Annotated in this window: 7 protein-coding genes and 2 pseudogenes; 5 read left to right on the top strand and 4 right to left on the bottom strand. The window is 47.1% G+C overall.

The features are described 5' to 3' along the window. Positions 1-613 precede the first annotated feature (613 nt). The 3 genes and pseudogenes from C1I38_RS14435 to C1I38_RS11040 all read right to left on the bottom strand — a co-directional run. Positions 614-676 (bottom strand): annotated as a pseudogene (locus C1I38_RS14435) (hypothetical protein); the annotation flags it as partial. Between the two features lie 96 nt (positions 677-772). Continuing rightward, positions 773-905 (bottom strand): annotated as a pseudogene (locus C1I38_RS14430) (DUF3102 domain-containing protein); the annotation flags it as partial. Between the two features lie 285 nt (positions 906-1190). After that, positions 1191-1586, bottom strand: a complete 396-nt coding sequence (locus C1I38_RS11040; RefSeq protein ID WP_132102177.1) for a hypothetical protein — start codon at positions 1584-1586, stop codon at positions 1191-1193. 280 nt (positions 1587-1866) lie between these two features. Between C1I38_RS11040 and C1I38_RS11035 the strand changes: the two genes are divergently transcribed. From C1I38_RS11035 to C1I38_RS11025, 3 genes are all read left to right on the top strand, one after another. After that, positions 1867-3132 carry an efflux RND transporter periplasmic adaptor subunit gene (locus tag C1I38_RS11035; protein WP_132102175.1) on the top strand — a complete coding sequence of 422 codons (1266 nt, stop codon included), beginning with the start codon at positions 1867-1869 and terminating at the stop codon, positions 3130-3132. Further along, complete coding sequence (locus C1I38_RS11030; protein ID WP_132102173.1) at positions 3129-6389, top strand: efflux RND transporter permease subunit; 3261 nt, start codon at positions 3129-3131, stop codon at positions 6387-6389. Before C1I38_RS11035 ends, C1I38_RS11030 begins: the two co-directional genes overlap by 4 nt. 99 nt (positions 6390-6488) lie before the next feature. Next, positions 6489-7085, top strand: coding sequence for a TetR/AcrR family transcriptional regulator (locus tag C1I38_RS11025; protein ID WP_132102171.1), 597 nt, complete (start codon positions 6489-6491; stop codon positions 7083-7085). Between the two features lie 115 nt (positions 7086-7200). Here the strand turns inward: C1I38_RS11025 and ytvI are convergent, their stop codons facing one another. Then, positions 7201-8265: a sporulation integral membrane protein YtvI gene (gene ytvI, locus C1I38_RS11020; protein WP_132102169.1), complete on the bottom strand. Its 1065-nt coding sequence runs from the start codon at positions 8263-8265 to the stop codon at positions 7201-7203. 268 nt (positions 8266-8533) lie between these two features. On the opposite strand from ytvI, the gene C1I38_RS11015 reads away from it, so the two are divergent. Both C1I38_RS11015 and C1I38_RS11010 read left to right on the top strand, forming a co-directional pair. Beyond that, complete coding sequence (locus tag C1I38_RS11015) at positions 8534-10216, top strand: S41 family peptidase (protein WP_132102167.1); 1683 nt, start codon at positions 8534-8536, stop codon at positions 10214-10216. A 92-nt stretch (positions 10217-10308) separates the two neighbouring features. After that, positions 10309-11109: a cell wall hydrolase gene (locus C1I38_RS11010; protein WP_132102165.1), complete on the top strand. Its 801-nt coding sequence runs from the start codon at positions 10309-10311 to the stop codon at positions 11107-11109. Positions 11110-11449: the final 340 nt, after the last annotated feature.

The raw sequence follows: 11449 nt of genomic DNA, 5'->3' as shown, positions 1-11449 counted from the left end.
CATTCCAATCATCTCCTTTCCCTTTTATTGGACAGCTTACGGCTGTCTTGTACATACTATGCTTGGCTTGTCCAAAGGTTCCCAAAAAAAATCAGGAATTAAATCTAAGCGGTTTCTTGGGGGGCGGCCACTCTTTAATCGTCTCTGCCATGTATTCAATCAGNCGNTTGGCCTCTTTTCTTTTTTCTTCTTTCAGGTTCGGATCGAGATGCGCCAGATTGGTGAGCGCTGTCGTCAGATCNAAGAAGGTATCGGCGATNGTTTTGCAGCAAGNGTCGCATTTTTCTACATACTTGATGTGAGCGTCNGGGTCATGTTCGGTTTTAAGGTTGTGGGTAAAAGGGGNTGTTGTTGCAGAGGGGTCGTTACCGGCANNGGAGGCATTGTTGGCAGATTGAACTTCTGCATTGACATTTTCCGGATTCGTTGGCATTGACGCAGCCTTAGNNTGCTCATTCCTTAATTNNGAGATGGTGCTGTCGATCGTCTCCAGCCCTTTTTTAAGTNNNTGATTCTCCTGAAGCNCCTGNTCCTTCGCCTGATTGGCCTGATCTCTGTCCTTAAGAGCCTGCTGCAGCTCCTGTTTNGTCATACTGCCGACGTNATTGTGCGNGATNAATTCCTCCCGNTCCTCTNCCGGNANACCCAGNANGAGGAGNGCCTGGGTGTAAGTCAAAATGNGACACTGGTGTCNNNTTTGANCTGTCGGATCCNTCAGGNAANNTAGNCCCNTANTCTTNGTAGANNTTNATCAGNCTNNNGGCAGTTNNNNGNGAATAGNTCACNGACTCTNCCANCCANTTANNCCATTCCCCGTGTTTGANCANNNCNTTGGCTTCCNGCAAANGACGGCCGATTTCAATGGCGCTGGCAAGTACTATTTTTTTGGTTTGGCAGGTTATCATATTTATTTCAGCCGCTATGACAAGCGGTGTGCGTTCGGTGATCGGATTATCCATGCCGCCCGCCCTTTCATTATGAGTCTAATTACAGCATATGCAGATGGGCTTCGGATGGTGAGGGCTTGGTTTTGTGACGTAACAGACAGAAGTAATAGCAATGGCAAAAGATAGCTAAAGATAGCAGGAATAGCTATAGACAATAAACGCAGCGCAATAATAAATAAATCCCACGGGTTTTGAATCCGTGAGATTTTTAATATCAAAATGATTTGTTATTGAGACTTTGTTTTATACGGGCCTTCTCTGCAGGGATCTGATGGAAATTTCATGTTCGCCAAGTACCTGGATAATCGATTTTTGGTCATCTGAGATCTTGTCTAATTTATGATTGGTCTCTGTCCGAAATTCCATCAGTCCGGCTGTTTGCTCAACAACAACATCCAGTTTATGTTCAACCTTACAGAGTCGTTGATCCATGGAATCCAGTCGTTGGTCGATACCATCGAATTGTTGGTCGATACCGTTGAATTGTTGGTCGATACCGTTGAATCGTTGGTCGATACCGTCGAACCGTTGATTGACACCATCAAATCGTTGAGAAATGTCTTTCTTCATTTCTCTGATTTCACGAAGCACGATAGTCTGAAACTCATCATTGGACATAGCGGCTTCCCTCCAAAACAAAATGGATCCTTTAATAGATATTATGCAATATAAAAAAGAAAAAAACAACCATAAAATACCAAAAATTTACAAAATAATGTTGCCATTTATGGGAAGAAAATATTTGGTAATATCTAACTTGAACCCATTGACCCAAGGCACAAAGGAAGATAAGATAAGAGAGGTGACGTGCCGACTGACCAGTCGGTCGCGACGGCCACGGCCGCAACCGCGACATTCATGAATATGTCCCAAAAAGAATAGACTTAGAAAAGATATTGATTTACGGGGGAGTAGAAAAATGAAATTCAAAATGAAACGGTCTGAGCAGGGTGGCAGCCCAGACTTGAAAAAACCGATTGGGAAGAAGAAAATGATCATTACCGTGATTGCAATCCTGCTTGTCCTTCTGGTCGGGGTAAGAATCTACGGTGCGATACAATCTGCTGCTGAAAAGAAGGCGGCAGAACAAAACAGACAGAATTATGTCCCGGTGGAAGCGTTGACCTTACATAAACAGAGCATCTCCTCTGCGATTACCTTAAGCGGTAAAGTTGAAGCGGATAAAGAAGCTTCCGTGGTCGTCGGCACCCCGGCCAAAGTGGCGGCGGTCTATACCAAAGTTGGGGACCGGGTCAGCAAGGGCCAGGTACTTTTCAGCCTTGATAAAACCGATCTGATGTCCAGCTATAACCAGGCTTCAGCGGCCTATCAGCTGGCGCAGGCCGGCTATGAAACCAATATGGCCAATTATGAAAACAGTAAAAAGAATTATGAGAATATGAGACAGCTGTATGAAATCGGCGCTGTCAGCAAGTCGGAGCTTGATCAGGCTGCTGTGGCGGCTTCGGATGCGGTTCTGGAAACGTATAAAGGCCAGCTGGCTCAGGCCAAGGCTGCTTATGACGCGGCGCAGAAAGCCCTGAATGATATGGATGTAAAGGCGCCGATCGACGGTATTCTTACGGCTCTTGATGTGAAAATAGGGTCAATGGTGACGAGTGCCATTTCTCCGGCCAGGGTGGTAGACCTGAGCAAAGTATTTGTAACGGTCAGCATTAGCGAGCAGGAGATTAACCGTGTGCACAGCGGCCAGTCTGTCCAGATTGAAGTGCCTGCAGCTTTAGTGAAAGTCAAAGGGGTTATTGACAGTGTAAGTATCGCAGCCAATGCCCAGGGGAAATATACGCTAAAAACCTACATTGACAATAAAGACAACATAATCAAACCCGGCATGTTTGCCAATGTGACCTTAAACATTGCCGGCAAAGATAATGTCCTGGCTGTGCCGACCGATGCTGTAATCTTCCACGGCGGAAAAGACGTCGTGTATGTTGCCAAAGATAATGCTGCAGCCGAGATGGAAGTAACGACAGGACTTGAGAGCGGCACCGAGACGGAGATCGTCGGCGGACTGACGGAAGGGGACATCGTCATTATCAAAGGGCAGAACTTTGTACAGGATGGCACGGAAATCAAAGTCGTAACTGTTGACGGCAAGCAGGTTGCTCAGGAAACGACGGATACGGCAGCTTCGGCGCAAACAGGGGGAGGCGTTCAGAAGTGAAAATATCTGAAACCTCGGTGAAACGCCCGGTTACGGTCCTGATGCTGGTTTTTATTATCATCATTCTCGGATTTGTGTCCTTCACGCGTATTCCGCTGGACTTGATGCCCGAAATGGAATTGCCTTATGCGATCGTTAGTACATCCTACAATGGAGCAGGCCCTCAGGAGATTGAAAACCTGGTCACGCAGCCAATCGAAAAGGCTGTTTCCACAGCCCAGAATGTCAAAAATATCAGCTCCATCACTTCGGAAGGCAGTTCGCTCGTTATTCTGGAGTTTAATTATGGAGTCGATATGGATCAGGTTGCCCTCGACCTCAGAGAAAAAATCGACCTGATTAAGGATTACTTTCCTGATGGCGTCAGCAGCCCCATGGTCTTGAAACTCAATATGAATTCAACCCCGGTCCTGACGCTTTCTATTTCGTCACCGACGATGAGTCTCTCCGAATTGCAAACCCTGTCGGAAGATACGATCCAACCGAGACTGGAAAGAGCGGAAGGGGTTGCTTCCGTGTCCGTGACCGGCGGAACCAAGGATATTATTGAAATCCGGACAAAAAGTGAGAAATTAGCCGGTTATGGCATTAGCCTCGCATACCTTCAGGGAATCCTGGCTTCGGAGAATGTCAACCTGCCCGGAGGTACAGTCAAGAAAGGGACCCAGGAGCTGACTGTCAAAACGACCGGGGAATTCATGTCGGTAGCTGAGATCGAGCAGCTGCTTATTCCGCTGCCTACCGGCGGAAATGTTCAGCTGAAAGATTTAGCCGATATCGAATTAAAGCCGGATCAGCAGACAACCATTTCCAAAGCGAACGGCAATCCCGGTGTCAATATTTCGATCCAAAAACGTTCCGACGCCAATACAGTCCAAGTTGCGGAAGCAGCCTATGTGGAGATCGACAAAATCCAGGATGAACTAAAAGACGTCAAGATTACGGTGGTCATGGATAATGCAGCCTATATCAAGGCTTCACTGTATTCGGTCGCGGAGCATGGGGTTATCGGCGCTCTCCTGGCGGTACTGGTCCTGTATATTTTCCTGCGAAATATCCGTTCTACCCTGATTATTGCTTCAGCTATCCCGATTTCCATTATTGCGACGTTTTGTCTGTTATATTTTACCGGCATTACGCTGAATCTGATGACGCTGGGCGGATTAATGCTTGGTATTGGCCGTCTGGTTGACGATTCGGTCGTGGTGCTCGAAAATATCTACCGCTTCCGACAGAACGGCTATTCCAGGGTCGAAGCGGCAGTGAAAGGATCTTCGGAAGTAATCATCGCTGTCATGGCTTCCACGCTAACGACGGTCGCAGTCTTTTTGCCGATCGTCTTTGTTCAGGGATTAACCTCCACATTGTTCCGGCAGTTTGCCTTGACAATCGCATTTTCACTCGGTGCATCGCTGGTTGTTTCGATGACGGTTGTCCCGATGCTCGCTTCCAAGCTGCTGAAAGTAGAGCGGAAGAATCAGTCGACTGGTTCTATTGATGCAGGGAAGACGGGGGAAACGGATAAAGCATATGAAGCATCCGAAACAGTGAAAGTAGCCATAACGGATGCAGCGGAAGATGAAGAAAATGGCAGGGGATTCTTCCGAACTCCTGCGTTCCTGGCGAAAGCCCACGATAAATTTGACCAGGGCTATGAAGCGCTGCTCCAGGGGTATAAGAAACTGCTCAGATGGGCCCTGGGCCACCGAAAACGCGTTTTTATCGTTACAACCATTATCTTTGTCGTTTCCATTGCCTCTGTTGCCGCTGTTGGGACAGAATTCTTCCCGACGACGGATGAAGGCATGCTCTCGATCAGCGTTACGCTTCCTGACGGGGCAAAGGTCGGCGATACCTCGGCGGTCATGCGTGAAATTGAAACGAAGATAGAAGATATTCCCGAGATCGATACCATCTTCCTGGATGCCGGATCATCCGGAACCATGAGCCTGACAGGCGCACAAGGCAACGTTGGTACCTTTACTGTGAAGCTGCTTCCTTTAACGGATCGGAAACGCGGCGTCGTGGAGATCTCCGATGAAATCCGGGACCGGATTAAGGACGTACCGGGGGCCAAAACCAGTGTCGCAGCAAGCCAGTCCGTGATGAGTGCCGGTGATCCGATCAGCATCACCATCAAAGGTGAAAATCTGGATCAGCTGAAGAAGATCGGAGACGATTTTGTCACCGTGATTAAAAAAGTCCCGGGAACCCGCGAAGTTAAATCCAGTTATGAAGACGGAATACCGGAAGTTGAAATCAACGTGGACCGTAAGGCGGCCAGTCAGTATGGTCTGAGTGCCGGAACAATCGCCTCTGCGGTAAAAGCATCGATCAGCGGGGCAACCGCGACACAGTTTAAATACAATGGGACCGAAATTGATGTAAAGATCAAAGGGGACGAAACGTTTAACCGGAATCTCCAAGCCCTTGAGCAAATTCCCATTACCACGAGCCTCGGCTATACCGTTACGTTGGGCCAAGTGGCGGATGTTTCCGTCAGCCGCGGTCCTGTCAGCATCAGCAGGGACAACCAGGCGAGGACCCTGACGGTCTCCGGTCAGATCAGCGGCAGGGATGTCGGCAGTGTCTCCAAAGATATTCAGACGGCGCTGGCAGATTACCGGATGCCGAATAATTATACCTATGAAATGGGCGGACAGCAGCAGGAAATGGTCGATGCATTCAGTGACCTGTTCCTTGCGCTCGGACTTGCCGTGATTCTGGTCTATATGGTCATGGCTTCCCAATTTGAGTCGCTGGTTTATCCGTTTGTCATCATGTTTTCCATCCCGCTTGGATTTGCCGGAGCGTTCTTAGGATTATTCATCACCGGCAAACCATTAAGCGTTATGGGGATTATTGGTATTATCATGCTGGCCGGTATTGTCGTTTCCAATGCCATCGTTCTGGTCGACTATATCAATACACGACGAAGAACGTACAAGGAGGACGTGCATGAGGCAATCATCAATGCAGGACCGATCCGCTTGCGGCCGATCATCATGACGACGCTAACGACTGTTCTGGCCATGCTGCCGCTTTCACTCGGGATCGGGGAAGGCTCGGAGTTTCAGGCGCCGATGGCCATTGTCGTTATCACAGGTCTCCTATTTTCAACCCTGGTTACCCTGGTGCTGATTCCGGTCATGTATTCTTTCACGGATGATCTGTCCAACAAATTCAAACGCAAATTCAGAAAAGACAAAAAGTCTAAACCGGTGATCGCAGTAAACACGGATCAGCATACCCTTTAACCTGTAACAAGGGAAAAAGCTTTACTCAAAAAAAGCTGTAATTAAAAGACGAAGAATTTGATTTTACAGGCATCGGATCGGATAAAGGGGGGAACAACGGTGACCAAGGAACGGAAAAAAACTGAAATCCTCCAGGCAGCCGGCAAAGTATTTTATATCAAAGGCTTTGAAGGAACAAAAGTGGACGATGTCGCCAAAGAAGCCGGGATCGGCAAAGGGACCGTCTATGAATATTTTGACAGCAAGCAACAGCTCTTTGAGGAAATGGCCGTTTATAACTGCGAAGAGCATGGACGCAATATTCAGGACATTTTGGAAAAAGGAGGCTCTTTCAAAGAAAAAATCAGAGTTTTGGCAAAATATCAGGCAGAGCTGGTCAAGGAGCATATGCCGATTGCCAGGATGATGTCCTGTTCCAAGATTATGGCCAGGGAGATGGGAGCGGTCTTTATCGAACAGAATATCCGGGTCGGAGAGATTATCAAAAAGCAAGTCCTACAGGCCATGGATCAAGGGGAAGTCAGGGCTGATATCGATCCGGAATTTGCTTCGGCGGCAATCATGGGCACAATCATGCAGTATTGCGGTAAAAGAGTGATATTTGCTGAGGCCATGCCTGAGGAAGCGGACTACGATAAAATCGTTCAGGTCCTGATGTCGGGAATTGGAATGAAGCCGGATGATAACAGAAGATAGTGAGCAGATCATAAAAAATTAAAAAACAGGTACGTTCCCGATGGGCTCAAGGTGCTCTCTTCGGGACGTACCTGTTGTTATGTAAAAGTAGAATGTTGACTCGAATATAGCTTCGTTATATCTTAAAATTCAGCTTGATGACGCCGACCTTGACAAGGGCCCTATAGAAAATACAGGCCAGCGGGAACAGGAATACGCCGAGGACCCCCATCACTTTGAAACCAATCCAGATACTGATCAGGGTCGTCAGAGCGCTTAAACCGATGCGCTCGCCCAGTATCTTGGGTTCAATCACTCTCCGTACGACAATGATAATGATATACAGAATGGCCAGACCTGCGGCCAAGAACAGCTGATCCTGGAAAAGTGAGACAACAGCCCAGGGCATTAGCACGGATCCGGTACCGAGGATCGGCAGGATATCTACGATTACGATCAACAATGAAATGACTGCCACGTATTTTACATGGAGGATAGCGAGACCGGCAAAAGCAATAATATAGGTGATTGTGCTCAAAATGACCTGCGCTTTTAAAAACCCTAATGTAGCATTGCGTAAATCACCCAGGACGTAAACAGCTTTCAGCTTGGAAGAGTCTTTGAAGAAGGAGTAGAAGAAACGGTGGATATTGCCTAACTGGAATGTGAACAGGAAAACGGATACCAGGTAGATAATCGACAGGAAGAACATGTTCGGTATCGCCGCGGAGATACTAAGCGTTGAGGAGCCAATCGCAGATACCAGGTTGATGTTAGCCAGGTCATTGATCCATTTCATGATCATATCGTTTATTTCGGGAGGCAGCAATCCGATCGTTTCCTGGATACGCCCCGTAAGGTTCAAAAACCAAACCTGAATTGCCGGGCCGTTCGATTGAATAAAGTCAAGCAGGTCCAAAAACTGAACATAGAGCTTACTGATGATCAGGTAGAGGAAAATAACAATACTGGCAAGAAAAAACAGGTAGGTCACAGACACCGAGAGTGTCTTGCTTTTAAATCTAGAGACCCTGCTCAACCATGCTGCTGCAGGTTCCAGAAAAAGGGCCGTTAAGTAAGCAAGGACAAATGGCATAAAATGCGGAAGAATCTTATAAAGGCCATATGGAATGACGAGGGTTGCAACAATGATTAATACGGCGATAAATACTTTTTTGGAGTAATCAAGAAGATTTGACATTGTCCGAACCTTTCTTATCAGCGATGATTAGAAAAATATGTTTTTTAAAATAGTCCTGTTTAGATAATATTATCGGAAAAGCCTTGAATATGCAATCAAAGTCTGGGAAGCGCATGACAAATAATCCTGAAACGGAAAGGGTAATGCCCGTTTTCGTCGAATTACTGCTAAGATAAAAAGTTTTGAACAAAACTTAAACGAAGCCTGAACATGCAAGATCATTGAATTTAGGCCGGACCTGCAAATCATACAGGAGGGAAAAAAGAACGTGAAATTTGGTAAAAGTCTAAGGTTTTTGATGACAGTGCTCCTGGTATTCTGTCTGGGGTTGGGACTTCCGCTGCAGGCTTATGGCGCGGAAAACGATGCTCTGGATGAAGTCAGAACAATTTTGCAGGAGCAATATGTCGATGTTGTTCCGGATGAGATACTGAACGCGCCGACGGTCGAAAAAATGCTTCAAAGGTTGGGTGATAAATACACCGAGTATATGACCGCGGCCGAATATGATGACATGATCAGTTCACTGAATATGTCCTTTTCCGGAATCGGGATAGAACTGGAAATGGTACAGCAGGGGGTCAAGGTTACCCGGGTCATTCAAGGTTATGGGGCTGATAAGGCCGGAATCAAACAAGGGGATATTATCCTCGAAGCAGATGGCTATTCCCTGGCGGGAAAGACCTCGGAATATTGCGCCGGCAAACTTCGGGGGCCGGAGGGAACCAAGGTCCGGGTAAAAGTCAAAAGAAACGCTCAAATCCTGAACTTCACTGTCGTACGGATGAAGATCGCGATGCCGCTGGCTGAAGGTCAGGTGCTGGAAGGGCATATTGGCTATATCGCAGTTAATTCCTTTGGAGAGGATGTTGCAACGCAGTTCGGCAAGCAGGCCCTGACCCTGCAGGAAAAAGGCGTAGACTGCTGGATTATTGACCTGCGTAATAACTCCGGAGGGTATACAAAAGCGGCAATGGAGCTGTTGGGTTATTTTATCGGGGATAAAAGCGCGTATATCATGAAAGCAAGGGGAAACCTGGGTATTGTCGATACAGCCGTCAAGCAGGCTTTCACGTTGGAAGGGCCGATTGTCTTGCTGATCAATGGGTATACGGCAAGCGCTTCTGAGATTACATCGGCCGCGCTGAAGGACTATGGCAAGGCGACCGTCATCGGGGAAACGACCTACGGTTCAGGCCGGGTTAAGGCTTTGATACCATTAAGCAACGGGGACTATTTGAAAATGTCCGTTTACAGGTTTTTCTCTCCGTACTATAACCCGATTGATGAGATCGGAATCAAGCCTCATTTGGATTTGACCGGCGTCAATGAGCTGAATACGGCTGTTTTGATGCTTAAAAACTATAAGGCTGATGAGAAAGTGAATGGCACAGGAGACAACTCAGCAGATAACGCAGGAGATAAGGCTGAAGATAAATCACAAGATAAATCAGGGTATATTCAGCTGGAGGCGGGCCCTTATGTTTATCCGCTTTCGGTAAAAGAGCTTCGTCAAACCGAAAATTGGGTACTTGGCAAGAAAATTCTGGATTCAGCTTATGTAACCACAACACTTAAACTCGGAGGCCCGAACGGTTGGGAACCATTTCCTGAAGAGGTTCTCCAGGACCGCTGGCAGATCTACTACCCGGGATATGAAAAGTCCGGAGATCTTAAGAATATCCCGCTCGATAAGGTGTTCAACGTGAGCTTTAACCGGGAAATGGATTGGAATTCCATAACGGCAGACAGCATTGAGCTGATCAATACTGCGACAGGAGAAAGAGTCAAGTGCGCATACACGTTTGTCGATCAGCAGCGTATGACTGTGAAACCGGCAACGAAACTTCAGGCCGATACCGGGTATTGGCTGGTGATTCATCCTACAATCAAGGATGCTAAGGGCCAGGCAATTACCGGGGGTGTAGCGTCAGCCACAACGGTCAAATAACTTTTCTTTGTGATTCTTATAACAAATAACGTATAAAAATCACCTTTTATGGGAAAGAATAGAAATAGATTAATCCCAAGAGGTGATTTTTTTTGGAAGACCGACGATGCCGGAAGGGTTTGGCAGTGATGCTGACCACGGCGATTATCCTGACTGCTACTGCCCAGACAGTATATGCTGTACCTGAAAAATCAAGAGAATTGCTCTATTCCCGGGTATTGGAAATCCAACAGACTGTCCTTGAGGATGTCATGTCAGATGCCAGAGACATTATTCTGACGAAAGCAAATGAGAATCGTATATTTCGAATTCTTTTGGACAAATTTTCCGGACAGCCGGAAAATCAGATTTCCTTTGTGATCGAACAGCTGCCTTTGAAAAATAAAGTTATTGCCGCAAACATAAAATCAGATACGGTGATTGAGGCGGCTAAACTGGCCGAATCGGCTGATTCAGCAGATTTAATTAATTCGGTGGATTCAGCCAGGGAGCCTGAAAGGGTTACTTCGGATATTTCCCGCAGCAGTCAAATTGTTTATGACCAGGAAGATGTGATACTTTTAGCAAAAATTATTTATGCGGAAGCTCGTGGAGAAAGCTTTGAAGGTCAGGTTGCCGTAGGGGCAGTGGTTCTGAACAGGGTGGAAAGCCCGAAGTTCCCGGATACGATCCGGGAAGTCATTTACCAGCCGGGACAGTTTTCTGCAGTCCTTGACAGGCAGATTGAACTGACACCGGGAGATGAGGCCTATCAGGCTGCGCTGGAAGCTCTTGAGGGGCAGGATCCAAGTGAGGGCGCTCTCTTCTATTACAATCCGCGGACAGCGACCGACAATTGGATCAAAACCCTAGATGTTGTAAAAAACATCGGAAACCATAATTTCTGCGTCTAACACAGGAAGATATATGGTTAATAAGATCAAAAAAGGGTATATGGCTATAAAATTATAAGACTTAGGGTCCTTTCCTCAAAGGAAGGCAGCTGAAGCAAATCAAAAGATTTGTCTGCAGCTGCCTTCTGTCGTGAAGAACACTTAAATAAGCCTGTGATAAGTCTGGGGGCCACAGTTCCGCTGTGAGCGGAGCATGGATTGCGTAGCGCGGCCTTTTGACGGCCACGGATGGCCTAATGTCGCGATGCCAAGGATGGCAAGGAGCGACGTGTCAAGGAGGACATAACGGCCGAAAGCGGAACTGTGGCCCCCAGACTTGCTTTAACAAAATGGTTTTATA

The organism is Dehalobacter sp. 12DCB1 (assembly GCF_004343605.1).
Classification (GTDB): Bacteria; Bacillota; Desulfitobacteriia; order Desulfitobacteriales; family Syntrophobotulaceae; genus Dehalobacter.
The sequence above is the reverse complement of the archived record's forward strand: the minus strand, read 5'-3'. Positions and strand labels throughout refer to the sequence as shown.

Bases quoted from the DNA above. Each gene is read 5' to 3' on its own strand.
- ytvI (WP_132102169.1), bottom strand. From the start codon at position 8,265: ATGTCAAATCTTCTTGATTACTCCAAAAAAGTATTTATCGCCGTATTA.
- C1I38_RS11035 (WP_132102175.1), top strand. From the start codon at position 1,867: ATGAAATTCAAAATGAAACGGTCTGAGCAGGGTGGCAGCCCAGACTTG.